Genomic DNA, 23,175 nt, shown 5'->3' with positions numbered 1-23,175 from the left:
AGGAAGTGAGGATTTCGCCGCAAGACTTCAGCTCAGGGTACGCTGCGCAATCAGCCAGCTGGGCTGCCCGCAGGGGTTTCTGCTGAACCGATCTCCACGCCGATGGTTTCCAGGCTCAGGACATTCAGAATGTTGATCGGTTCCAGCGGCGTCATGGTCACCCCGAAACGGTACTCGCCGGTCGCCGTGTTAACGGAGAGTACCGTGATGGTGATCACCGCCGATAAGATCCCTTTCAGCGCATCTTTGATGTTTTTTACCACCAACGGTGCATCAGGCAGTTTGTCGATCATATCGCCCAGCTCTTTTGCCGTTAACGGTACGCCAAAGGTTTCATTCAGCCAGTCGAGAAAATCATTGATACTGCCCAGCGCCACGGGCTGCGCCAGCTGGAAGTTAATGCCTTTCTTAATGTTGTCGATATCCTGACTGCTGATAGCCACAGACTGACCGTTGATCAGAAATGAGCTGCTGATCGCTACCGTGATCGGGTTTGCGGTGGGTGAACCTGCGGGAGAACCTGTTGCCGCCAATTTAGTCATCATGCCTTCCTCTTGTGGACTAACGGTTTACTGCCGGTTTTATCGGAATCACGAATGTCGATCCGAATATGGGTGAGGGTAAAACGGCTTCCTGCTAGCGGTTGCCAGTCACCTTCAATCTCAATGCTTTGCGGCAACGGACCTGACTCCGGCACGCCGCTGACGATTTTTTGCCATAGCGTGACGACGGTTTTTGCCCACGCGGTTAAGGGCAGCACCGGAAGTGACAGCCCCCAGTTCTGGTTGAGCCACAGCATTACGTCGTTAACCGTCTTGTCCGTTGCTTTCATTAGGCCCCCTGGGGACTGGCATTTTGCGGTTGGGCGGAAAGGAACCACGCGAGGTTATTGGCGTTGGTCGCTTCTTTTTTTCCGGGGGTTGTGGCCCCGGCAAACACCATGAAATCAATCAGCATCCCAGGCGGGAAGCGGTAGCCAAAGACGCTGAGCTGAATGTTATTGAACAAAAAGGCATAGACTGTCTGCTGCCCACCGTCGAGATCCACCTTCAGCAGATTGGCGTCGCCGAAGGTGGTTTTCAGAATGCCCTCCAGTTCAAAGCCCCCGGCACCGGCCGACAGCTGCGGCAGCTGGACAAACAGCGCGGCGGCATCATTGTCCGGCACGGTGGCCGACGGTCCCCAGGCGAGGATCACTTTGGCATTGAGCCTGGCGTTGGCACCGAGCGCACCGAGCGACCCCAGCAGCATGTCGTACTCCAGCGCATAGCGCGCTGAACTGGTGGCGTAGGACACCGGGATCGCCGGGGTGACCTTGGGTGAAACCGGGGCATCCGGTGAGGCAGGTTGCCCGGCGGAAGTGAGCAGCGCCGGTGAGGTGAGGGGGATCGCAGGGGCATGCCCTTCCAGCTGCAAAATATTGACGCTGGTGGCACTGAGTTTTGCCGCATTCAGCGGTGCGCCCTCCTCGGCACTGATAAAACCAGAGAACTTAAGGGGGATGCTGTACATCAGACTGTCGGGGCGGATGGCGTCATTTTTAGGCTGTGCGCTGAGTTTGCTGATATCCAGCATCACCGTTTTACTGCCCGGTTCGGTGGCCCCTTCCGCATCCAGGATAAAGCGAATATTGACGGCCAGCCCGGTCAGCGGCAGCCCCTCACTGCCATTGCCATAGGAGAACAGATCCAGCTTGTCACTGTTGGGGAACGGGTCAGGGTTAAACCACAGCTGGCCGGAGAGAATAAACTGTGCCACCACGAGGCTGCTGCTATCGCCGCTACCCGCTGTGCTGCTGATCGGAACCAGAGAGGCTCTGTCGAGCCTGATGTGGTCAATCACATGGGTGGCGCTTTCGCTGGCAGGCTGCACGCGGTAAATAAAGCCTTTATCACTGTTGAAGATCACATGGCCAACGCCATCGCTGTTGGCCTGATATTTGCCCTGAATGCTCAGTGTGTTCGGGTTGATAGACGGGCTGGCGGCACCGTCATTCTGTTGAAGTACGCGGCGACCAAAGAGTTGATTCAGCGTCAGGCCCACCGTGGTATTGAACTGGGCGATGGCGGAGTTGCTAAAGACCACGATCAGTTTTTCTACCTCATAATCGACCGGCTGATCCTGTACGGCCGGGCTGGCAGGGTGGCTGGAACCCTCGTAAAAAATCACGCCAAACAGCGAGGATTTTTTAATGTTGAGTTTCGCCGGTGAGGAACCGTGATCGAAGAGATTGCCCTGGATGCCGATATGGTGCGCACGCAGCCCGCCATTGACTCCGCCCAGCAGCATTTGCAGGTCGGCAGGCATGCCGTTGCCGTTGATTCTGGCATTGAAAAACAGCACCCCCGTCCAGGCTTTATCGTTAACGATGCGGTTGAAATTCTCGAAGGGATCGTTCGGTGCCAGCGACTCTGCCTGCGCAAACGCAATCGCCTTCTGTAATACAGCAGAGACGCTGGCGGGATCATGGTTGTAGCTTTTGGCTGCCGTCCATAATCCGTGCTGCTGGCTCAGTTCATTCAGCGTGGCGGTGGTGTTGAATTTAAACACCATGATCGTCTGCTCATCTGCGGGTGTGTCGGGACTGTTTTTGTCCAGCGCCATATCGAACTTAAAGCCACCGACCCAGGTGGTGCTGTTAAAGCTCCAGTCTTCGCCGGGCTGCGTCACCACATAAAACAGCTGGTTCTGCGTCAGTATCAGCGCCAGATCTTTTGGGAAACGTGCGGGAGAACCACTCGACAGGAACTGTAAGAAACTTTGCGGTTCCGGCGGGCTGGCATCAGTGTGTGCCTCTTCCATCGCCAGCGTCAGGCTGTTCCAACTGCCATCGCGGTTGACATCGATCAGCACCCCCTGCGGGTTGGTGACGCTGATCAGGTCAGGTGACGGGCCGGTGGCATTCTGCGGCATAAACAGCGGGCCGTCAGACATTGCCGTCAGGGCGCTGTGCCTGACGGCACCAATAATGGAGGCTTCAAACCGGGTGAAATCGGCGCTATTCGCCGCCGGGTTCAGCGTGCCGTTACGTGCGCTGCCGCCATAGGGCACCCAGGGAAACAGGGCGCTGGTGGTGAAGGTTTCCAGCAGCACGTCAATGGCCAGCGGGAAAGGCTGTGCAGCAATATCGCCGAAAAAACTGGCGGATGCTGGCTGACCAAAGTAGCCCCCTGGCGCAGTGAGATCCGGCCACTGTGCCCAGGAGGTGGTATAGCCATCAGCGAGGATCTCATCTGCATCTGGTGCCGCATCATCGGGGGACGCGGGCAGGCTAAAGGCCTGCGCCCAGCCGGGCTGATGGTTGATAAACCGTAAGGTGTCACCGCTGCTGACACGGAAATATTCGCGGGTGAACAGCCCCGGCATCACCCGCAGCGGCAGCTGCGTGTCAGGTGAAGGCAGCGCGGTCAGGCGGTAATCACCCACCGGGGTAAGATACAGTTCGCTGCCCGTTGGCGAAGAGGGGGTGGGCCGCAGTGAGAAGGCAAACCCGGCACCGATAGCATCCGCTGCTGGCGAGCCTGCCGCCTGCGGGTCGATCGGCTGTAGCTGAAGCGTGTCGCCGCTGTTGGTAAAAAAGTAATCTGACAGCAGGCCGGTAGCCTGATTTTTCCAGCTGATTTTACCGATGCTGCCCGTGGTATCGAGCTGAAAACGGCTGGAGGCGGCACGCAACGGCAGCAACGGATTCAGCCAGATAGCGAAGGCGCAGTAGCTGCCGGACTGAAAGGGAATATCCGGGTACAAAGGATACTGCATCAGGTTGGCACCGGACCGGGCGGTGGCGTAGCTGAAGTTACAGCCGAAGCTGGCTGACAGTAATTGCAGGTCAAGGCCGACGCTGAAATTCAGGCTTCCCGCCGCAGGCCCGTCAAGGAACAGTGTGATCAGCCAGCCATCACTGCGATAGCCCAGCGTCTGCTGCACGTTGTAGTAGCTGAGGCTAACCAGATCGAGATCGCTATTTTTGGTGCTGAACTGTACCGCCGGGTAGCCGTTAGCCTCCACCAGGTCGGCACGTATTCCGCTTTGTAAACTCAGGGCAAGCCCGTCCCAATTGATGGTCAGCGCCGTTGCGATGGTATTAAAACGACCGACCTGCTGTGTGCTGATGCTGTCAGCGATCGTCGTCTTCGGTGTCAGCGTCTGCGGGTCGGGTAGCCATAAAAGCGTATGTGCCACGCGGGTAGACTGCGGCAATGGCGGAAATGCCTGCCGCGCCGTGGTGACAAAGCGGGAGGCCTGCTTAGGGGCGATCGCGCTGCCGGAAAAAAAGTACCAGCCGGAGAGGTTGCCCCAGCTAGCTGCCAGCGTGACATCTGTGGCTGCTGTGGTGATGGCGTTTACCTGGGTCTCTGCCGTTTTTTTCTTTTTACTTTTGGCTAATGGCTGGCCTGCATCACGAGTCAGAAAATAAACCCATAGCGGGCTGCTATCGGTATCGGGCGATCCCGCAGCAGAAATTAAATAGAGTCCGGGGCAGATCTCTGTTAATGGCGTGGCTGGGCTGGACATTGGAGATGGACTCCTGATGTAGTATGCACGACAGAGTTAATTTAGGGTAATGAGATGGCCTGAATAAACTGTCCGCCATTACATACCACCGCACCAAGGTTTTTTGCATCTTTCCAGATAATATATATTTGCACCGAATTGATGACGGTGTTTTCAGGAATTATCACCGGCAATGTGGCTGACGATAACGGGCCATCACTGAAGGGATACAGCGTGAGCTGGTTGCTGCCCAGGCCCAATGCTCCCTGAGCAGGCTTGGTGCTATTCACAAACGCTGGGTTGATATCAGGAGGCAACGGCACCCAGTCAAAGGTGTCACTGGTGCTGGCTATCGGCGTATAATTCCCGCCGTTAATACTGAACATCAATTTGACGCTGCTGGCATTAAATAAATTAACCGTCGCCATTGACTACCCCTTATGAAAGTACCGCCACCCGCAATGATGAATAGATGATCTTATCTGGTCTGAATAAAATATATTCAGGCCAGATAAAGGGGGGCTGAAAATTAGCGCGCAGCACTGTCGGTTATAATAAAAATATAACGGATAATAGAGTGCGTATTTTATGCGGTAACGGTGCTCTCAGAACTAGGAAGGACTGGACGATACCTGAATAAACTGACCGCCGTTCAGCGCAGCCCAGCCGACGTTTTTAGCGTTGTTCCAAAACAGATACAGCTGAAACGAATTGACGGTGACTTCGGTGGGGATATTCAGGATGAAATTAGTGCTGGAGGCAGGCCCGCTGGTGGAAGGATACAGGCTAATTTGGTTTGGCCCCAGCCCCAGCTGGTTCTTGCCTGGGTTGGTATTGTTAACAAAAGTCGGTGCGTTGGACGGTGCGCTGGGCACCCAACTGGTATTGTCGGCCGGATTGATGGTGAAAAAGTCGCCGTTATTGACACTCACTGAAATAGCTACACCAGATGCGTTGAAAACATATGCGTTTGGCATGATCTTTTCTTCCTGTTATCGCGCTATGGCGCTTAACGACCAGGTCGTTAAACGGATGTATGTTTAAAATCAGTTCGGTAAGACATGACGAACGGGAATTTCATTAGGAATGTTCCGAATTCATTAACCCGCGTGAATGATTATAATGAAAGGTCTCTCGTTGGCAACTAAATCATAAATTATTTTTACATATTGATTTGCACCTGATACGGCTCAGAAACCTGAGCCGTGCTGCGAGGCGCGCCAGGCAAGGTGAACAGGGCACTGCGAGTCATGCTGGCAGTATTGTGCGTGACGATTGATGCCTGGAAGGGCTGGCCTTCCTGCAGTGCGACCAGCGCTACGCTGGTGGCACTTTTCCAGAACAGATAAAGCTGCACTGAATTGATAGCAATATCCTCCGGTATTGTAAGATTGCATATCCCTGAGTCCGCAGGGCCACTGGTGTCAGGGTAAATAACGATAGTATTTCCCCCAAGGTGGAGTTGCCCGATCCCGGCGGTAGTATTATTGATAAAATCGGGCGTCTTCTCTGGCTGGGCCGGTATCCATGATGTCTGGCTGGCGGCCGGGACGCTAAGAAAAGTCCCGCTATTGACGCTGATATAGATAGCCGACTTACTGGCATTGAAAATCACAAACTGGTTCATAGGCTGTTGATTCTCCTGATAGCAGGCAGACAAAAGGTGTTTTTTTGATAAGTAGTGGTAATGTAACTGACTCACTGTGCCCACCTTTTCTCTCTCCGTCAATGCAGGGAGATGGGCGATCGCGAAGATAAAACAGACGCAATGTAAAAACTGTGTTAACGTCTTGGCCGTTGTAATGAAAATTTCTCTTAAAATAAAAATATGTAGGTCTACTATCCAAAATATTAAATATCAGTGTCCGTCTTGTAACGGATGTCAGTACCGCTTTTCGCCTTTCAGTATCACCGCAAAAAATCCCCATGGTGCCAACTGTATCTTCTGTAAATCCCAGATGGTTTGCCTGCCTGCCACTGCGACACAGAACTAAACCCGTCGAGCGTTTTCCCCTGGCCTGTTGTTGATGTTAACCTTAGCGGCTTATCACTGTTAAATGTCGACATCTCAGGGCCGTATGATGACTACCTCAACCGCAAAACTTCTCTCCCTTTGTAGTGACAGCCTGGCTGCCGCCCCGCAGGATATGCACTTCAGCACCACGGTTAACCCCGCGCTGCTTGAAGAACTGCGTCAACTGCTCGCGATTAAAAACGGCTGCTATGGTTTTGTTTCTGCGCTGCATATCTTTCCCTGGCAGGCAACGGAGAGTGAACCCGGCCTGCAACAGTGGAACCAGCCAGATCTGTGGATTTCAGCGTTTCAGGATATGGCGCTTGATGCGCTGTTCTTTGCTGAAGATATCTTTGGCGTGCAGTTTTGTCTGCGGCAGGATGGGGTGTTCAGTTTTGAGCCGGAAACCGGCGAGTTCACCTGGCTGGCGGCAAGCCTGGAGCACTGGAGCGCTCTGATTCTGGAGGAGTACTCTGTGCTGACGGGCTATCCGCTGGCGCTGGACTGGCAGGATCAGCACGGGGCATTGCCTGCGGGTTATCGCCTGGTGCCGAAAACACCGTTTATTGTGGGCGGTGAGTTCGTACCGGATAACCTGCAGGCGGTACGCAGCGAAGATGCGATGCGCAGCCGTGCTCAGTTTGCCGTGCAGATCAGGGATCTTCCTGAAGGCACGCGCATTGCCGTCAGCCCGTCAGATCCTGAAAGCTGATCTCAGCTTCCCGGCATTGCCGCGCCGGAGGCGATAAACCACACCAGAAACGCCATCGCAGCAACAAAAATCAGGGTAGGGGCAATTGCTCTTTTATTCACGGCATAACACCTTTCACAATGGGATCGGGGGAAAGCCGGGAGCCAGGCTTTCGGGCGGCTGAGTGTAACATAGTCAGTCCGCCGCATGGCATGTTGTTAAGCCCTGTTTCACTGTGCGGTTTTATGGGAAAATGATAGCGCAAACATTTTACCTGCGGGATACCTGATGCAAAACCACGATGAGCGCGCCGACGCCAGAAAAGGACACAATCCTACGTTGGAGGATGTGGCCCGCGTGGCAGGACTGTCGCCAATGACCGTCAGCCGCGCCATTAACAAACCGCAGGTGGTGCGGCCCGCCACCGTTGCCAGGGTGATGGAAGCGATTCAGATCACCGGCTATATCCCCAATATGCTGGCGGGCGGGCTGGCGTCCAAACGTAGCCGCCTGATTGCCGTCGTCATACCGCAAATTAACAACAGTATGTTTGTCGACACCGTGCAGGCGATAAGCGATCGCCTTGCCGGGCGTGGTTACCATATGCTGCTGTGCGTCACCGGCTATTCCCTGGACAGTGAAGCCTCTATTGTTGCCACCATCCTGTCGCGCCGCCCTGACGGTATGGTGCTGACCGGCATTCATCACAGTCCTGAACTGCGAAAAACCGTTCTTAATATCGGCCTGCCGGTCGTGGAAATCTGGGATCTCACGCCAACGCCGCTGGATATGCTGGTGGGCTTTTCCCATGAAAAAGTGGGCACTCAGCTGGGTCACTACTGTTTGCAACAGGGTTACCGGAATCTGGGCCTGGTCTGGGCCGGAGATCGGCGCGCGCAACAGCGGCGTAAAGGCTTATCCGATGTGATGCAGGGGCTGCCGGGCAGCCGGATTCGTGGGGTGAATGCCCCGGTGCCGACGTCACTCGATGCCGGGCGGCAGGGGCTGCATCAGCTGCTTGCTCAGGGCGATAAGTTCGATGCGATTATCTGCAGCTCTGACACCCTGGCGCAGGGGGTGATTATGGAGGCTGAAGCGCGTGGGCTGAGCGTACCGGATCAGCTTGCCGTTATTGGCTTTGGCGATCTGGCGTTCGCAGCGGCCAACCGGCCCGCTATGACGACGGTGGCCATCGACAGGGTAAAAATGGGTGAGGATGCCGCAACGATGCTGGCCAATAAAATTGAAGGTGTTATGCCCGCAGAGGCGGTAGTCGATTTAGGATTCACTCTGGTGGTTCGCGACTCCGGTTAATGTCTGCCGGGCTGTGTGATGCCTGAAAAAACAATCATTATATTACCTTGTTTTATCGGGTTATTGTCCCGCTATGCAATTAAATAAGCGCATTTTTACTGCATTTTTTCTTTTTCCGTCCCTGAGTTTCCGCTAAATCCCCGGCTTTAATCCCTTCTCTTCATAATGGCATTGTTATGAAATGTTAGAAGAAGCACACCCTCTTAAGTTTAAACATAATTACTTCAATTGTTACATTTTGACGCCTCTGTATCGCTAACATTGCGGCAATGTAAACAGATAAAAACAGTTCTTTAACCTTAATGACACGTGCTCCATCGGTGTCTTTTTCTGAGTGTGAGAGTCGTCAAAATGCTCCTTCAAAAAGAAACTACCCGCCGTAAATTTTTACTCGGGTCGCTGTTGGCATTGCCGTTGGGTGAGATGGTCTTCAAAGGCCTGACCGCCGCACAGGCCGCTGAGATGGCAGCCCCGGAACTGGCAGATTATCAGCCGATCTTCTTCAGCCAGGATGAGTGGCAGTTTATTCTCGCTGCCTGCGACAGTCTGATCCCCGCCGGAGGCAAAGGCAAAGCGCCGGGGGCGCTGGAGACCAATGTGCCGATCTTTATCGATCAGCAGATGCATGGCGATCTCGGTGATGAGATCTATATGAAAGGGCCGTTTGATACCAAAGCGCCCGCCACAATGGGTTACCAGATCCCGTTCCGCCCGCAGCAGATCTATAAAACCGGCATCAAGCTGGCAACCCAGTGGTGCATACAGACCTGGCAGAAACCGTTCCATCAGCTGTCATCGCAGGATAAAGACAGCGTTCTGACCCAACTGCAAAAAAACGATATTCACTTTGCTGACCTGGGCGAAGCCGACCTGAAAGCCTCTCAGTTCTTTAGCGGGCTGCTGTCCGATGCCAAACACGGCTATCTCTCCGATCCGATGTACGGCGGCAACAAAGGGATGAAAGCGTGGATTGCTATCGGCTTCCCAGGCGCACGTGCCAGTTATCTGGAATGGGTGAAGCAGCACAACATCCCGTATCCACTCGGCCCGGTCAGCATCAAGGGCGAACGCGCCTGAGTTCACTGAGACTTTTATCGTATTTTTGTTAATGACACCCAAAATATTTCGTGCCGCAGGAAGGCAGCCAACGCATTTGTGGCGCGCAAGATGAAGGGGTGAAAGGGTTGAATATGTCACAAATTAATAAAGAAGAAGTCGATGTGATCGTTGTCGGCCTGGGATGGGCTGGCTCGCTGATGAGCATTGAGCTGGCGATGGCCGGGCTGAAAGTGCGGGCGCTGGAGCGCGGGGCCGATCACGGTTACGAAGAGTTTGCTTACCCCAAACCGGCCGATGAATATGCCTACGCCGTGCGTAACAAAGTGATGGCCACGCCAGCAGAAGCGGCGGTGACGGTGCGTTACAACATGAGCCAGACTGCGCTGCCAACGCGTAAATGGGGCGCTTTTTGCCCCGGTAACGGTGTGGGAGGGTCCGGTCTGCACTGGACGGCGGTACTGATCCGGCCGACGCCGACCGATCTTAAGCTGAAAACCTATGCCGACCAGGCCTACGGACCGGGCGTGTTGCAGGACGATATGCGTATTATGGACTTCCCGTTCAGTTGGGAAGAGATTGAACCCTATTACGAGAAGTTCGAGATGATCTGCGGCCAGTCCGGTTTAACCGGTAACCTGCGCGGACAGATCCTCGAAGGTGGCGATCCGTTCGAAGGTCCACGCGCGAATCCGTTCCCGCTGCCGCCGCTGGAGGACACGCTGAACAACACGATGTTTGTTAAGGCGGCGAAGAAGCTGGGATATCACCCGTTCCCTAACCCGTCAGCCTGCGTCTCCCGTGCCTGGACTAACCCCTATGGTAACCAGATTGCGCCGTGTAATTACTGCGGCTATTGCAGTAAATATCCGTGCCTGAACTACTCCAAAGCCTCACCACAGACGGCGGTGATGGATGCGCTGAAGCGTATGGATAACTTCTCCTACGAAGTTCACGCCAACGTGATGAAAGTGGTACTGCACGATGATAAGAAAACCGCGAAAGGGGTGATCTACATCGATAAAGACGGCAACGAATGCTTCCAGCCCGCGAAGATTGTGGTGCTGAGCAGCTTCCAGTTCTGCAACGTGCGCCTGATGCTGCTGTCCGGCATCGGCCAGCCTTATAACCCGCTGACGGAAGAAGGGGTGGTGGGACGTAACTACGCCTTCCTCAGTAATGGCGGCGCCACGCTGTTCTTCAAAGATAAAAACTTCAACCCGTTTGCTACCGCCGGGGCCACCGGGCAGATGTTTAACGACATCTCACCGGGCAACGTTGACGGTCCAGGGCTGGGCTTTATCGGTGGTGCCAAGATCCACAGTTCGCAGGCCACCGGCACACCAATCAGTACCGCGCTGCCGAAAGGGACGCCAGCCTGGGGCGCAGGCTGGAAAGAGGGAATGGAAGAGTGGTACGGCCATTCGATGAAGATCAGCATCACCACCACCTGCATGTCGTATCGCGATATCTACCTCGATCTCGACCCGAACTACACCGATGACTACGGCTATCCGCTGCTGCGTATGACGTTCGACTGGAAACAGAACGAGCTGAAATTACAGCAGCACCTGAAAGGTATCGTCAGCAACATTACCAAAGAGCTTAACCCGGACAGCTACAGCGAGAGTTTCCTGCCGATGGATGCCCACTTTGACCTGACCAAATACGTCTCCACCCATAACGTCGGTGGCGCGGTGATGGGCGATAACCCGAAAACCTCGGCGCTGAACAAGTATCTGCAAAGCTGGGATGTGCATAACGTCTTTGTGCCGGGGGGCAACGCTTTCCCGCAGAACTTCCAGGCGAATCCGACCGATACCATCGGGGCGATTACCCTGATGGCGGCACAGGCGATTAAAGAGATTTACCTGAAAAACCCCGGCCCGATGGTACAGGCATAAGGAGATGACGATGATCAATTTCAAGCGTTTACTGCTTGCCAATGCTGTACTGCTGGCTGGCACTTTTGCTTCGATGGCCCAGGCCGACGACAGCCTGGTTAAACAGGGTGAGTATATTTCCCGCCTTGGTGACTGCGGTGCCTGCCATACCATCCCGGGTAAACCCGCGTTCTCCGGTGGGCTGGCGATTGAGTCGAACCTCGGTACGATTTATTCCACCAATATTACCCCGGATAAAGCGCACGGCATCGGCAACTACAGCGAGCAGCAGTTCTCCGATGCCGTGCGTAAAGGTGTGCTGCCTGATGGCACGCGCCTCTATCCGGCAATGCCTTATCCGGCGTACGCGAAAATCACCGATGCGGATATGCACGCGCTGTACGCGTACTTTATGCAGGGGGTGAAAGCGAGTAACGAACAGCCACCGGAAACCGATCTCAGCTTCCCGTTCAGCCAGCGCTGGGGCATGCGTTTCTGGAACTGGGCTTTTGCCAGCGATAAACCGTTCCAGCCGATTGGCGGGGCCACGGCGGAAGTGAATCGCGGCGCGTATCTGGTCGAAAGCCTCGGACACTGCGGTAGCTGCCATACGCCACGTGGGCTGGCGATGAATGAGAAAGCGCTCGACAGCAGCGACAGCGCCTTCCTCTCCGGCGGTAGCCTGAACGGCTGGGAAGTGCCGTCTCTGCGCGGCCTGCCGCGCTGGAGCGAGCAGGAAACCGTCGACTATCTGGCGACCGGGCGTAACGATAAAGCGGCGGTAGGCGGCGAGATGACCTCGGTGATCGAGCACAGTACCTCGTGGATGACCGAAGCCGATCTGCAAGCGATTAGCGCCTATATCAAGTTTATCGGTGGTAATCCGGCAGCGCCTGCACCAGCGAGTACGACGGTCAGCGCCACGGAAGCGAAACTGACGGCGGCGAAAAACCTGACCACCGGTGAGCGCCTCTATCTGGATAACTGCGGTGCCTGCCACTTTGTCACCGGTAAGGGCGCACCGCGCATCTTCCCGGCGCTGGATCAGGCGACTATCGTCAATGCCGGTGATCCAACCGGGCTGATCCACACCATCCTGGCCGGGGCGCAGCAGCCTTCGACGGCAAAAGCACCGTCAACGCTGGCCATGCCAGGCTTTGCCAGCCGCCTGAGCGATGATGAGGTGGCGCAGCTGGCGACCTTTATTCGCCAGGGCTGGCGTAATAAGGCGGATGCGGTGAGCGTGGACCAGGTGAAAGAGGTGAGGGAGAACCTGAAGAAATAGAGCCTGTTCTCTGGAGGCTGGCCTTTTGTTCAGCCATCTTGAGCGCATGGATGACGGGGGCGCGCGCCGTCGTCCCCGGTGAAAGCGTCTATACTGGTAGCTGATGTTAAATAACCGGAGGATAACAATGACCATTCATAAGAAAGGACAGGCGCACTGGGAAGGCAATATCAAACAGGGGAAAGGCACCGTCTCAACCGAAAGTGGGGCGTTAAGCCAGCAGCCTTATGGTTTTAATACGCGCTTTGAAGGTAAAGCGGGTACCAACCCGGAAGAGCTGATTGGGGCGGCACATGCTGCCTGTTTCTCCATGGCGCTGTCGCTGATGCTGGGCGATGCGGGCCATACACCAGAAAGTATTGATACCACTGCCGATGTTTCGCTGGATAAAGTGGAGGGCGGTTTTGCCATCACCAAAGTGGCTCTGCAAAGTAAGGTGAAGCTGCCGGGGATCGAGAAAGCCGCATTTGATACGATTATTCAGCAGGCAAAAGCCGGTTGCCCGGTGTCAAAACTGCTCAGTGCTGAGATCACCCTCGATTATCAGCTGGAAAACTAAGCCTGAATCTGGTGTTTTCACTACGTGATGGTAAGGAATGCGTTAAGGCGGTGAAAAAAAGATGCTAATTAGCCCTGTTTAGGAGTTCGTGAGATAGGGAAGTGTTGTGGTATCCCCGATATTGATGTTGCGGCAGTTCGCAGGTCGTGAGCAACTGAGGATACCAAGATGAAAAAAACAACACTGACTTTAATGATTAGCCTTTTCACAGCAAGCAGCCTTTTCTCCACCCTGTCCCATGCGGATGGCCCGGATCATGGTCCGGACCAGCAGTGGCACCAGGAACGCGGGCACGACAACCGCGGAGACGACCGCCGTGGTGGCGATCACTATAACGATCGCGGCCGTGACGACCGGGGTCACGGCGATCGTGGCCGGGGCGGCCCTGATGAGCGCGACCACTTCGCCTGGAACGGCCATGATTTTCGTCGTGGTCATCCTGCTCCCGATCGCTTCCGTGGGGATGATTATCGCGTTGATGACTGGCACGATCGTGGCCTGGATGAACCGCCACGCGGTGAACACTGGGCCTATGTTGACGGCAATTACGTGTTGATTGCGGCAGCCACGGGCGTGATCACCTCGATCATTCTCGGCAACGTATTAGGCCATCGTTAATCTACCGCTGTCGGTGGCACCCGCCACCGACACTTAACGCTATTCCTCTTATTCTGATTACTTACTTAAACCCGTAACTAATTCATTTATCTTGTTTTTATATTTTCCGCGTTGCATGGCGTTACATTCCATTTTCCCGGCACAGGCCGCAAAATATCCCCCTCCTCTGGCTTGTTATCGTGCCATAACGTCACTTATCATTGGCCCTGTTAGTATAAAAAGCATTCATTTCAGGGAGATTAAATAATGGATAATCGCGTAGGGAAACTGGAAGGGCATGTCGGCGTTTTACAGAGCGATGTCAGTCGGCTCAAAGATGATGTAAGCACCCTGAAAGAGGATGTCAGTGAGCTGAAGAAGGATGTGGGCACGTTGAAAATAGATGTGGCGGTGATTAAAGCGAACTATGCCACCCGTCAGGATATTGAAAGCCTGCGCACCGAACTGCATAAGCATTCACATCATCAGGGAGAGATCGCATGGATAATCGCGTAGGGAAACTGGAAGGGCATGTCGGCGTTTTACAGCAGGATGTTGGTCTGTTAAAGCACGATGTCAGCCGACTCAAAGACGATGTACACACGCTGAAAGAGGATGTCAGTGAACTGAAGAAGGATGTGGGCACGCTGAAAATCGATGTGGCGGTGATCAAGTCCAATTATGCCACCAAAGAAGATATCCATCGGTTGGATAATAAAATGGAGGGCCTGCGCACCGAACTGCATAAGTCGCTGGCGCTGCAAACTAAGTGGTTTGCCTCCACACAGCTTGGGCTGCTTGCTCTGGGCCTTGGGCTGGCAAAACTGCTGTTCTAACATTCACATCATCAGGGAGAGATATCATGGATAATCGCGTAGGGAAACTGGAAGGGCACGTCGGCGTTTTACAGCAGGATGTTGGTCTGTTAAAGCACGATGTCAGCCGGCTCAAAGACGATGTACGCACGCTGAAAGAGGATGTCAGTGAACTGAAGAAGGATGTGGGCACGCTGAAAATTGACGTGGCGGTGATCAAGTCCAACTACGCCACCAGGGAGGATATTATGCGGCTTGATAAAAAGATCGACCTCAAAATGGAGGGCTTGCGCACCGAACTGCATAAGTCGCTGGCGCTGCAAACCAAGTGGTTTGCCTCCTCACAGCTTGGGCTGCTTGCTCTGGGCCTTGGTTTAGCAAAACTGCTGTTCTAATCCCTCACTGCTCATCATTTATCTGCGTACTTAGCACTCCTGAATTTAAGCTTATAGACGTCTGGACATGTAGCCATCAATTTATGTAGCATGCAGAGATTAGAAAATTCTGAATGGGAACAGGCCAATGACGCAGCATATAAAGATTCTGGACGGAGGAATGGGGCGCGAACTGGCCCGGGTGGGAGCGCCATTCCGTCAACCTGAATGGTCGGCACTGGCCCTGTATGAAGCCCCTGAGCGCGTGCGCGAAGTGCACGACAGCTATATTGCCGCCGGAGCAGACACCATCACCACCAACAGTTATGCCGTGGTTCCTTTCCATATTGGTGATGAGCGCTTTGCTACAGACGGCCAGCGCCTGGCCGCTCTGGCAGGGCAACTGGCCCGCCATGCCGCCGATGCCGCTGAGCATCCGGTACAGGTTGCTGGAAGCTTACCTCCTGCTCTTGGATCGTACCGTCCCGATCTGTTTAACGCGCCGCGTGCGCTGGCGATCCATCGTGTGCTGGTCGACGCCCAGTCACCGTATGTGGATATCTGGCTGGGTGAAACCATCAGCTCCATTGCCGAAGCTGAAGCGATACACGAGGCAATATCGGGTCAGCCCCAGCCTCTTTGGCTGTCATTCAGTCTGCACGACGATCCCGATCTGCCGCAGGCAGACAGCACATTGCGTTCAGGCGAAAGCGTTTCCGCCGCCGTCACCAAAGCGGTAGCGTTAGGGGCGGCCAACGTCCTGTTTAACTGTAGCCACCCGGAAGTGATGATTTCTGCCGTACAGCAGGCGGCGGCCACCCTGAAACGTCTTGGGTCCCCGGCGGGTATCGGCGTTTATGCTAATGCTTTTGAGCACGGCAGCAACGGTGGTGGGGCGAATGAAGGCCTGAGTGGCTTACGCAAAGACACTCACCCGGAAGGCTATCTACACTGGGCACAGGAGTGGGTGGGTGCTGGCGCAACGCTGGTGGGGGGCTGCTGCGGGATTGGCCCTGAACATATTCAGCGTCTGGCCTCTACGCTGAAGTAACGACTACCGCTACGGCGGAAAATAAAAATAAAAAACCAGGAAAAACAACATTATGAATCGTCGCGACTTTATCAAAACCACCGGTGCGATCTCCGTTGCAGCGGCCTGTTCCGGGCTGCCATTACAATCACTGTGGGCGGCTGAAACCGCGCCTGTTACGCCCAAAAAAGGCGGGCATCTGATTGTCGGTATGGATAACGCCTCCAGTACTGACCGCATCGATCCGGCCTTTTGGTTTGAATCCTATATGTATTTTGTCGGTTCACAGTTGTTTAACTGCCTGGCCGAAGTGGATGAACAGGGCAAAATTACGCCATCACTGGCGGAAAGCTGGGAAACCCACGATGGCAGCAAAACCTGGGTGTTGAATATCCGTAAAGGGGTTCAGTTCCACGATGGCCGCACCCTGACGGCGAAAGATGTGGTCTATTCACTGAACCATCATCGTGATGAGAAATCGAGCTCGTCGGTCAAAGGCTATCTGGAGCCGGTCGTATCGCTGGAGGCCACCTCCCCTGACCAGGTGACCATCAAGCTGAAAGAACCCAATGTGGAGTTTATTGCGCTGCTGAGCGATGTCCATTTTGCTATCACCGCAGAAAACGAGAACTTTGATAAAGGCATTGGTACGGGCGCGTTTATCCTGGAAAGCTTTAAGCCAGGCGTGCGTACGCTGGTGAAGCGTAATCCAAACCACTGGAACCCGGCGCGTGGCCATGTTGACTCCGTTGAAACACTGGCAATGAATGACTCCACAGCACGTGTGGCTGCCCTTGCCAGCGGTTCTGCACACATCATCAACCGTGTGAATCCGCGCATTGTTGATCGCCTGAAAAACATGCCAACTATCCAGCTGCTGCGCTCACGCGACAGCCAGATTTTCACCTTCCCAGGCCTGGCGACTGCCGCTCCCTTTAACACGCTGGATGGGCGACTGGCGCTGAAATACGCTATCGACCGCGAGCAAATCATTAAAACCGTGCTGGGCGGCTACGGTACTGTCGCTAACGATAACCCGATTTTCCCGTCCAGTCCGTACTTCGCGAAGGACATTCCGCAGCGTCCGTATGACCCGGAAAAGGCGAAATACCACTGGCAGAAAAGTGGCTTCAGCGGCCCGCTGGTGTTGTCGGTGGCCGAAGCGGGCTTCCCGGGCGCGGTGGATGCCGGGCAGCTGTATCAGAACTCGGCTGAACGCGCGGGTATTCCGCTGAAAGTGGAGCGTGTGCCGGATGATGCGTTCTGGGACAACGTCTGGATGAAGAAGCCGTTTGTTTCGTCCAACTGGTCGCTGCGTCCGACTGCCGATGCGCTGCTGTCGCTGGTGTTCACCAGCAATGCTCCGTGGAACGAGTCGCAGTGGAAAGAACCTGCGTTTGACCAGTTAGTCACTGCTGCACGGGGTGAGCAGGATGAACAGAAACGCCGTCAGATCTATCACGATATCCAGGTGATGCTGGTTGAGAAGGGCAGTGAAATTATCCCGCTGTACGCCGATGCCCTGGATGCATCCAGCACCAAAGTGAAGGGTTTTGTCGCCATCCCAGGTTTTACCATGAGCGGTAACCGTGCCGCTGAAAAAGTGTGGTTTGCATAACAGCGAATGAGTCATTTTAGTGAACGTCGGGGGAAGGGCCACTTTCCCCTGTTAAAACTGACGGCCCTGCGTTTGCTGGCCGGTGTCGTGATGCTGCTGGTGGTATCGATACTGATTTTTGTCGGCATTCAATTGCTGCCGGGCAGTGCCGCCACGGCTATTCTCGGGCAAACGGCCACGCCGCAGGCGGTGGTGGCACTCAACCAACAGTTGGGGCTGGATCAGCCTGCGCTGAGCCGCTATCTGGCCTGGCTGGGTGGTGTGCTGCATGGCGATTTTGGTCACAGCTTTACCAGCCGTGAAGCGATTGCCCCGGTGCTGCTTGATCGTCTAGCCAATACGCTGTCGCTGGCCTTTTTCACCGCGATTGTCGCGGTGCCGCTGGCGCTGACGATAGGCTTTATCTCTGCGCGCTATCAGGGAAGCTGGATCGATCGGCTGCTGAACCTGTTGACTCGTGCCGCCGTTTCGCTACCGGAGTTTTTTTCCGGTTATCTGCTGATCCTGATCTTCTCCATCACCCTGTTCTGGTTGCCGAGTAACAGCAGTATTGCGGACGATATGCCGCTGGGCGATCGTCTGTTGGCCATTGCCCTGCCGTGTATGACGCTGATCTTCGCCATTCTCGGGCATATGAGCAATATGACGCGTGCTGCGCTGGTCAGCGCGCAGAATGCCGCGTATGTCGATACCGCGCTGATGAAAGGGTTGTCGCCTTCCGCCATTCTCTTCCGTCATGTGCTGCCTAATGCCTGGGGACCGATCATTAACGTGATTGTGCTGAACCTGGCGTGGCTGATGGTCGGCGTAGTGATAGTGGAAAACGTCTTCGTTTACCCTGGCCTCGGTCAGTACATGGTGGACAGCATCAGTAAGCGTGATATCCCGGTTATCCAGGACTGCGCGCTGCTGCTGGCGGGTATTTATATCCTGCTGAATCTGCTGGCCGACGTTGTCGCCCTGCTGGCGAACCCGCGTCTGCGTCACAGTCGCTAGCCAATAGTCATGCTTTACACCCTGACGGCACGGAGCGTGGCTGGCAGGGTTTTACAAGGAACTGATGTGGATGTTTAGGCTGAAACTTGCTGTGTTGCCCGGTGCCACCGGGCTGGTGTTGTTCGTACTGGTGGCGCTTCTGGCTCCGTGGCTGGCACCGTATGCGCCGGGCGAGGTAGTGGGCAGCGCCTGGAGTGGCGTGACGCCGGAAAACTGGCTGGGCACCGATAACCTCGGGCGCGATCTTCTCTCTCGCCTGATCTGGGGCACCCGCACTTCGCTGAGCGTCAGTGCGGTCGCCACGCTGCTGGCCTTTGCCATCGGCACTTTTCTCGGCTTTATCGCGGGCTATTACCGTGGCTGGGTCGACCAGGTGATCTCGCGCGTTAACGATATCCTGATGGCGATCCCAACGCTGATCTTAGCGCTGGTGGTGCTGGCGATGCTGCCAAAAACCATTCCGGTGATTGTGGCGGTGCTGGGCATTCTCGAATCCACCCGCGTGCTGCGCGTATCGCGCTCGCTGGCGCTGGATATTGCGGCACAGGAATTTATTGAAGTGGCGCGTCTGCGCGGCGAGCGGCTGGGCTGGGTATTGTGGCGTGAAATCCTGCCGAATGCCTTTACCACGCTGATTGCCGAATTTGCCCTGCGCTTTATCTTTATTCTGCTGTTCCTGTCGGCACTCTCCTTCCTTGGCTTAGGGATCCAGCCGCCAACCGCCGACTGGGGTGGCCTGGCACGTGATAATAAAGATGGCATCCTGTTTGGCGTCTGGGCGGCACTGATCCCGGGTGCCGCAATTGCCCTGCTGGCACTGGTATTAAACAGTGTTGCTGACTGGCTGTTGAGCCAGCATAGCCGTAGCTGGCAGGAGTAGAAAATGAGTGAACAACCGCTGTTAAGCGTGAATAAACTGCGGGTGACTGCAGGCGATGCTGTCCTGGTTGAGGATATCTCCTTTACCCTGCGTAAAGGGGAAGTGCTGGGGTTAATTGGCGAATCGGGTGCCGGGAAATCGACCATCGGCCAGGCCGTTCTGGGGCACTTTCGCCACGGGATGACCCTGAGCGGTGGGCAGATCCACTTTGCCGGGCAGGAACTGACTGCGCTGTCGGAACGCCAGTGGCGCAAAGTGCGCGGGGCAAAAATTGCCTACGTGGCGCAGTCGGCCAGCGCCGCCTTCAACCCGGCGAAAAAAATCGGCGAACAGGTGATTGAAAGCACCCTGCGTCACCGTGTGATGAACCGCCAGGCTGCCATCCGCCGCGCAATTGAAATCTTCGCCCAGTTGCAGCTGCCGCAGCCGGAGCTGTTTTTCCATCGCTATCCGCACCAGGTGTCTGGCGGGCAGCTGCAGCGGGCGATGATTGCGATGGCGATCTGCGCCGGGCCGGAACTGATTGTGTTTGATGAGCCGACCACCGCACTGGATGTGACCACTCAGCTGGAAGTGCTCAAGGCCATTCAGCAAATTATTCGTCTGACCGGCGTTGCTGCACTGTATATCAGCCACGATCTGGCGGTGGTTGCCCAGCTCAGCCAGCGCATTATGGTCCTGCGCCACGGTCGTGAAGTGGAAAGCGGCGAGACGGGGGCGCTGCTGACGCAGCCAGCCCAGCCCTACACCCGCGATCTGTTGCACAGTCACGGTGAACCGCATCAGCCGCGCAGCGCCACATTGCCGCTGCTGAGCCTGCGCGATGTGAGCATTGGCTATCATGGCGACCCGATACTGCATGCGGTATCGCTGACGGTAGGGCGGGGACGCACGCTGGCGCTGATCGGCGAGTCCGGGGCGGGTAAATCCACCCTCGGCCGGGCAGTATGTGGCCTGGTGGCCCCCTCAGAAGGAGACATCACCTTTAACGGTCAGCGGCTGCCACCACAACTGCGCCAGCGTTCTCGTCAGCAGATGCAGACCATCCAGATGATTCATCAGCATCCTGATACGGCGCTCAACCCGCGCTTGACCATTGGTCTGCAAATTGAACGTGCGATGGTGTGTTTAACGGCGCTGACGGCGCAGCAGCGCCAGGCCAGGGTCGGTGAGCTGCTGGAGAAGGTCGGCCTGTCGCCACTGCTGGCGGCGCGTTATCCCCATTCACTGTCTGGCGGGCAGAAGCAGCGTGTTTGCATCGCACGGGCGCTGGCGGTAGAGCCGGAGCTGATTGTCTGTGACGAACCCACCTCGGCGCTCGATCCGCTGGTCGGGCGTGAGGTGCTGGCGCTGCTGAAAAAGCTGCAACAGGAAACCGGTGTTTCCCTGCTGTTTATCACCCATGACCTGCATGTGGTCCGGGCGGTGGCCGATGAGGTGATGGTGTTACGTTATGGCAGAGTGGTGCGCCAGGGACGTCTGGAGCAGATGTTTACCGCACCGTTGGATGATTACACCGCGCAACTGCTGCGGGCGGTGCCGGAGATGCGTCCCGGCTGGCTGGAGGAAGCCAGCGTGCCTGCAACACCAATGTCAAAATAAAACGAAAAGACTTTGGTAATGGATAAAGTTCTACCAGGAAATTACCGATAACACTGCAGATGGGCGACACAGAACGTCCAATAATGACTCGTTATTCTTCATGCTGCAGATAGGCTGCAGCGTGAATTGTTTTGAGCATACCTGCACTCTCACCGGGGATTTCCATGACCATAACTAAACGGCTGTTCTTGATTTTCACCTTACTGGCGCTGTCGTTAATCGCGCTGTCGGCGTATTCCCTCTCAGCGTTAAGCGGATTCCAGTCCCGTTTTGAATTTGTGCAGGTGAACGCCATTCCCAGCATTAAAGACCTCGACAAAACGATCGGTGCTGCCAGCGAACTGCGTCTGGCGTTGTATGAACATCAGAGTCTGAACGACGACAGCAAGCAGCCCGCCGTTGAAACGAAAATAGACCAAATTATGGGCCAGCTGAAAACGCTGACCGATTACTACATGGCCAATGACATTTCTAGCGATACCGACCGCAGCATGACTCAGGATGCACTGAATACCATTACGGCAATTCAGGCCGCGCTTCCCGAGTTTATTACTGCCTCCCGTGCCCACGATGATGCGCGCGCATTGCCGTTGTTACAGGGTGAAAACGGTGTGGGTGCAGCGGTTCGTAAGTTGGCAACAGGTTTACAGGCGCAGATTCAGCTCAATATTGATGCCAGTAATGACCTGCGCCGCGAGAACACGGAGATCTACGGTAAGATTTTCTGGGGCATGCTGATTTTTGCCTCTGCTGCCATTGTTATTCTGGGTCTGCTGGCGGTGAAAACTATCTTCAGTGTACGTAACAGCCTGAACGGCCTGCAGAATGTTATGGTTTCGGTCAGCGAAACACTTGACCTCAGCCAGCAGGCGGATGCGACGCGTAATGATGAGATCGGCAAAACCGCTGCCGCCTTTAACAGCCTGATGGCGCGTGTTTCCGGCGTGCTTGGCTCAGTGACCTCTTCCGCTCAGTCTGTCAGCTCCGCATCAACCCAGATTGCGGCGGGTAACGAAGATCTTTCTGCGCGTACCGAAGAACAGGCTGCCTCGCTGGAGCAGACCTCCGCCAGCATCAGCACCCTGAACGACACCGTAAAACAGAGCGCCGAAAATGCCCGTCAGGCCAGCTCCCTTGCCAGCACCGCTAACGATCTGTCAGTACACAGTGGCAATGCCGTAGCGGCGATGGTCGGCACCATGGATAAAATCAAAACCAGCTCCAGTAAAATTTCTGATATTACCGGGCTGATTGAAGGTATTGCCTTCCAGACCAACATCCTGGCGCTGAATGCGGCGGTAGAAGCGGCGCGCGCAGGTGAGCAGGGGCGTGGTTTTGCCGTGGTTGCCAGTGAAGTGCGTAATCTGGCCCAACGTTCATCGACCGCTGCCCGCGAGATTAAAGATCTGATTGTCACCTCCGCGCAGCTGGTGGAGAGCGGTGCGGTGCAGGCGGCCGATGTCGGTGAGAATATGGCGAAGGTGCAGGGATCGATTCGTCAGGTGGCGGATATTGTTGGTGAAATGGCTGCGGCGACTTCTGAGCAGAGTCAGGGCATCGAGCAGGTGCATCTGGCGATTGGTCAGATGGATAGCGTGACCCAGCAGAACGCCGCGCTGGTTGAAGAAGCATCGGCGGCATCGCAGTCGTTGCAGGAGCAGGCATCGACGCTGAGCCAGCTGGTATCGGCATTCAGGTTGCAGGCCGATCGCCGTGTGCCGGTTGAAACCCATCAGAAGAAAGTACCGGCCATTGCGCCCGCTGCGCGTTTAGCGAAACCTGCTGCTGCGGGTGTCGATGATAACTGGAGTTCTTTCTAAACCTGACTGGCAAGGGTCGGGCATGCCCGACCCCTACGAATAAAGGGGATACGTGCCCGGCCCCTGCGAATACACGGGGACCCTTGCCGGGTGCTGGTGTAGGCTGGGTGGGGAGCCGGTATTAGTAGGGGCGGGGCACGCCCCGCC

General features: G+C 55.5%; 23 protein-coding genes. 16 read left to right on the top strand and 7 right to left on the bottom strand.

What is annotated here, in order from left to right; genetic code table 11:
• Nucleotides 1-50: 50 nt before the first annotated feature.
• From ACFL9S_RS11990 to ACFL9S_RS11965, 6 genes are all read right to left on the bottom strand, one after another.
• Nucleotides 51-545 carry a hypothetical protein gene (locus ACFL9S_RS11990; RefSeq protein WP_405262136.1) on the bottom strand — a complete coding sequence of 165 codons (495 nt, stop codon included), beginning with the start codon at nt 543-545 and terminating at the stop codon, nt 51-53.
• Nucleotides 542-832 (bottom strand): hypothetical protein, encoded by a 291-nt coding sequence (locus ACFL9S_RS11985; protein ID WP_405262135.1) that lies wholly within the window; start codon nt 830-832, stop codon nt 542-544. Before ACFL9S_RS11985 ends, ACFL9S_RS11990 begins: the two co-directional genes overlap by 4 nt.
• On the bottom strand, nt 832-4,515 hold the full coding sequence (locus tag ACFL9S_RS11980; protein ID WP_405262134.1) for a hypothetical protein: 3,684 nt from the start codon (nt 4,513-4,515) through the stop codon (nt 832-834). The genes ACFL9S_RS11985 and ACFL9S_RS11980 overlap by 1 nt, the downstream gene beginning before the upstream one ends.
• Before the next feature lie 41 nt (nt 4,516-4,556).
• A complete protein-coding gene (locus ACFL9S_RS11975; RefSeq protein WP_405262133.1) occupies nt 4,557-4,922 on the bottom strand; it encodes a hypothetical protein in 366 nt (121 codons plus the stop codon).
• Nucleotides 4,923-5,105: 183 nt separating this feature from the next.
• Complete coding sequence (locus tag ACFL9S_RS11970) at nt 5,106-5,471, bottom strand: hypothetical protein (protein ID WP_405262132.1); 366 nt, start codon at nt 5,469-5,471, stop codon at nt 5,106-5,108.
• A gap of 185 nt (nt 5,472-5,656) precedes the next feature.
• A complete protein-coding gene (locus tag ACFL9S_RS11965; RefSeq protein ID WP_405262131.1) occupies nt 5,657-6,121 on the bottom strand; it encodes a hypothetical protein in 465 nt (154 codons plus the stop codon).
• A 451-nt stretch (nt 6,122-6,572) separates the two neighbouring features.
• On the opposite strand from ACFL9S_RS11965, the gene ACFL9S_RS11960 reads away from it, so the two are divergent.
• Complete coding sequence (locus ACFL9S_RS11960) at nt 6,573-7,220, top strand: SMI1/KNR4 family protein (protein ID WP_405262130.1); 648 nt, start codon at nt 6,573-6,575, stop codon at nt 7,218-7,220.
• Nucleotides 7,221-7,222: 2 nt separating this feature from the next.
• Here ACFL9S_RS11960 and ACFL9S_RS11955 read toward each other — a convergent pair whose 3' ends face one another.
• On the bottom strand, nt 7,223-7,321 hold the full coding sequence (locus ACFL9S_RS11955) for a YoaK family small membrane protein (protein WP_231617105.1): 99 nt from the start codon (nt 7,319-7,321) through the stop codon (nt 7,223-7,225).
• 166 nt (nt 7,322-7,487) lie between these two features.
• Here ACFL9S_RS11955 and ACFL9S_RS11950 point away from each other — a divergent pair, with 166 nt between their 5' ends.
• The 15 genes from ACFL9S_RS11950 to ACFL9S_RS11880 all read left to right on the top strand — a co-directional run bounded on the left by ACFL9S_RS11950 (nt 7,488) and on the right by ACFL9S_RS11880 (nt 23,028).
• Nucleotides 7,488-8,513 (top strand): LacI family DNA-binding transcriptional regulator, encoded by a 1,026-nt coding sequence (locus ACFL9S_RS11950; protein WP_405262129.1) that lies wholly within the window; start codon nt 7,488-7,490, stop codon nt 8,511-8,513.
• A 351-nt stretch (nt 8,514-8,864) separates the two neighbouring features.
• Complete coding sequence (locus tag ACFL9S_RS11945; protein WP_405262128.1) at nt 8,865-9,590, top strand: gluconate 2-dehydrogenase subunit 3 family protein; 726 nt, start codon at nt 8,865-8,867, stop codon at nt 9,588-9,590.
• A gap of 113 nt (nt 9,591-9,703) precedes the next feature.
• A complete protein-coding gene (locus ACFL9S_RS11940; protein WP_405262127.1) occupies nt 9,704-11,473 on the top strand; it encodes a GMC family oxidoreductase in 1,770 nt (589 codons plus the stop codon).
• A gap of 4 nt (nt 11,474-11,477) precedes the next feature.
• Entirely contained in the window at nt 11,478-12,737 is a 1,260-nt protein-coding gene (locus ACFL9S_RS11935) for a c-type cytochrome (protein ID WP_405262126.1), read from the top strand.
• A gap of 127 nt (nt 12,738-12,864) precedes the next feature.
• The gene (locus ACFL9S_RS11930) at nt 12,865-13,296 is read left to right on the top strand and encodes an OsmC family protein (RefSeq protein ID WP_159337466.1); all 432 of its coding nucleotides are present in this window, start codon (nt 12,865-12,867) and stop codon (nt 13,294-13,296) included.
• Nucleotides 13,297-13,464: 168 nt separating this feature from the next.
• Complete coding sequence (locus tag ACFL9S_RS11925; RefSeq protein WP_405262125.1) at nt 13,465-13,914, top strand: RcnB family protein; 450 nt, start codon at nt 13,465-13,467, stop codon at nt 13,912-13,914.
• Between the two features lie 246 nt (nt 13,915-14,160).
• The gene (locus tag ACFL9S_RS11920; protein WP_405262124.1) at nt 14,161-14,409 is read left to right on the top strand and encodes a hypothetical protein; all 249 of its coding nucleotides are present in this window, start codon (nt 14,161-14,163) and stop codon (nt 14,407-14,409) included.
• Nucleotides 14,394-14,729: a hypothetical protein gene (locus tag ACFL9S_RS11915; protein ID WP_405262123.1), complete on the top strand. Its 336-nt coding sequence runs from the start codon at nt 14,394-14,396 to the stop codon at nt 14,727-14,729. Before ACFL9S_RS11920 ends, ACFL9S_RS11915 begins: the two co-directional genes overlap by 16 nt.
• A 26-nt stretch (nt 14,730-14,755) precedes the next feature.
• A complete protein-coding gene (locus ACFL9S_RS11910; protein WP_405262122.1) occupies nt 14,756-15,103 on the top strand; it encodes a hypothetical protein in 348 nt (115 codons plus the stop codon).
• A gap of 127 nt (nt 15,104-15,230) precedes the next feature.
• Nucleotides 15,231-16,133, top strand: a complete 903-nt coding sequence (locus tag ACFL9S_RS11905; protein ID WP_405262121.1) for a homocysteine S-methyltransferase family protein — start codon at nt 15,231-15,233, stop codon at nt 16,131-16,133.
• A gap of 52 nt (nt 16,134-16,185) precedes the next feature.
• Nucleotides 16,186-17,730: an ABC transporter substrate-binding protein gene (locus ACFL9S_RS11900; RefSeq protein WP_405262120.1), complete on the top strand. Its 1,545-nt coding sequence runs from the start codon at nt 16,186-16,188 to the stop codon at nt 17,728-17,730.
• 6 nt (nt 17,731-17,736) lie between these two features.
• On the top strand, nt 17,737-18,726 hold the full coding sequence (locus ACFL9S_RS11895) for an ABC transporter permease (protein WP_405262119.1): 990 nt from the start codon (nt 17,737-17,739) through the stop codon (nt 18,724-18,726).
• Nucleotides 18,727-18,796: 70 nt separating this feature from the next.
• Nucleotides 18,797-19,606, top strand: a complete 810-nt coding sequence (locus tag ACFL9S_RS11890; protein ID WP_405262118.1) for an ABC transporter permease — start codon at nt 18,797-18,799, stop codon at nt 19,604-19,606.
• 3 nt (nt 19,607-19,609) lie between these two features.
• Nucleotides 19,610-21,208, top strand: a complete 1,599-nt coding sequence (locus ACFL9S_RS11885) for an ABC transporter ATP-binding protein (RefSeq protein WP_405262117.1) — start codon at nt 19,610-19,612, stop codon at nt 21,206-21,208.
• 164 nt (nt 21,209-21,372) lie between these two features.
• Entirely contained in the window at nt 21,373-23,028 is a 1,656-nt protein-coding gene (locus ACFL9S_RS11880; RefSeq protein ID WP_405262116.1) for a methyl-accepting chemotaxis protein, read from the top strand.
• Nucleotides 23,029-23,175 lie beyond the last annotated feature (147 nt).

This window comes from Erwinia sp. AnSW2-5 (assembly GCF_045107195.1).
GTDB lineage: Bacteria > Pseudomonadota > Gammaproteobacteria > Enterobacterales > Enterobacteriaceae > Erwinia.
Note: the sequence above shows the minus strand (reverse complement) of the source record. Positions and strands in the feature narration are given on the sequence as shown.

What these genes read in the sequence shown, in the direction of transcription:
- ACFL9S_RS11990 (WP_405262136.1), bottom strand. Translation starts at nt 545, where the DNA reads ATGATGACTAAATTGGCGGCAACAGGTTCTCCCGCAGGTTCACCCACC.
- ACFL9S_RS11985 (WP_405262135.1), bottom strand. Translation starts at nt 832, where the DNA reads ATGAAAGCAACGGACAAGACGGTTAACGACGTAATGCTGTGGCTCAAC.
- ACFL9S_RS11980 (WP_405262134.1), bottom strand. Translation starts at nt 4,515, where the DNA reads ATGTCCAGCCCAGCCACGCCATTAACAGAGATCTGCCCCGGACTCTAT.
- ACFL9S_RS11975 (WP_405262133.1), bottom strand. Translation starts at nt 4,922, where the DNA reads ATGGCGACGGTTAATTTATTTAATGCCAGCAGCGTCAAATTGATGTTC.
- ACFL9S_RS11970 (WP_405262132.1), bottom strand. Translation starts at nt 5,471, where the DNA reads ATGCCAAACGCATATGTTTTCAACGCATCTGGTGTAGCTATTTCAGTG.
- ACFL9S_RS11965 (WP_405262131.1), bottom strand. Translation starts at nt 6,121, where the DNA reads ATGAACCAGTTTGTGATTTTCAATGCCAGTAAGTCGGCTATCTATATC.
- ACFL9S_RS11960 (WP_405262130.1), top strand. Translation starts at nt 6,573, where the DNA reads ATGATGACTACCTCAACCGCAAAACTTCTCTCCCTTTGTAGTGACAGC.
- ACFL9S_RS11950 (WP_405262129.1), top strand. Translation starts at nt 7,488, where the DNA reads ATGCAAAACCACGATGAGCGCGCCGACGCCAGAAAAGGACACAATCCT.
- ACFL9S_RS11945 (WP_405262128.1), top strand. Translation starts at nt 8,865, where the DNA reads ATGCTCCTTCAAAAAGAAACTACCCGCCGTAAATTTTTACTCGGGTCG.
- ACFL9S_RS11940 (WP_405262127.1), top strand. Translation starts at nt 9,704, where the DNA reads ATGTCACAAATTAATAAAGAAGAAGTCGATGTGATCGTTGTCGGCCTG.
- ACFL9S_RS11935 (WP_405262126.1), top strand. Translation starts at nt 11,478, where the DNA reads ATGACGATGATCAATTTCAAGCGTTTACTGCTTGCCAATGCTGTACTG.
- ACFL9S_RS11930 (WP_159337466.1), top strand. Translation starts at nt 12,865, where the DNA reads ATGACCATTCATAAGAAAGGACAGGCGCACTGGGAAGGCAATATCAAA.
- ACFL9S_RS11925 (WP_405262125.1), top strand. Translation starts at nt 13,465, where the DNA reads ATGAAAAAAACAACACTGACTTTAATGATTAGCCTTTTCACAGCAAGC.
- ACFL9S_RS11920 (WP_405262124.1), top strand. Translation starts at nt 14,161, where the DNA reads ATGGATAATCGCGTAGGGAAACTGGAAGGGCATGTCGGCGTTTTACAG.
- ACFL9S_RS11915 (WP_405262123.1), top strand. Translation starts at nt 14,394, where the DNA reads ATGGATAATCGCGTAGGGAAACTGGAAGGGCATGTCGGCGTTTTACAG.
- ACFL9S_RS11910 (WP_405262122.1), top strand. Translation starts at nt 14,756, where the DNA reads ATGGATAATCGCGTAGGGAAACTGGAAGGGCACGTCGGCGTTTTACAG.
- ACFL9S_RS11905 (WP_405262121.1), top strand. Translation starts at nt 15,231, where the DNA reads ATGACGCAGCATATAAAGATTCTGGACGGAGGAATGGGGCGCGAACTG.
- ACFL9S_RS11900 (WP_405262120.1), top strand. Translation starts at nt 16,186, where the DNA reads ATGAATCGTCGCGACTTTATCAAAACCACCGGTGCGATCTCCGTTGCA.
- ACFL9S_RS11895 (WP_405262119.1), top strand. Translation starts at nt 17,737, where the DNA reads ATGAGTCATTTTAGTGAACGTCGGGGGAAGGGCCACTTTCCCCTGTTA.
- ACFL9S_RS11890 (WP_405262118.1), top strand. Translation starts at nt 18,797, where the DNA reads ATGTTTAGGCTGAAACTTGCTGTGTTGCCCGGTGCCACCGGGCTGGTG.
- ACFL9S_RS11885 (WP_405262117.1), top strand. Translation starts at nt 19,610, where the DNA reads ATGAGTGAACAACCGCTGTTAAGCGTGAATAAACTGCGGGTGACTGCA.
- ACFL9S_RS11880 (WP_405262116.1), top strand. Translation starts at nt 21,373, where the DNA reads ATGACCATAACTAAACGGCTGTTCTTGATTTTCACCTTACTGGCGCTG.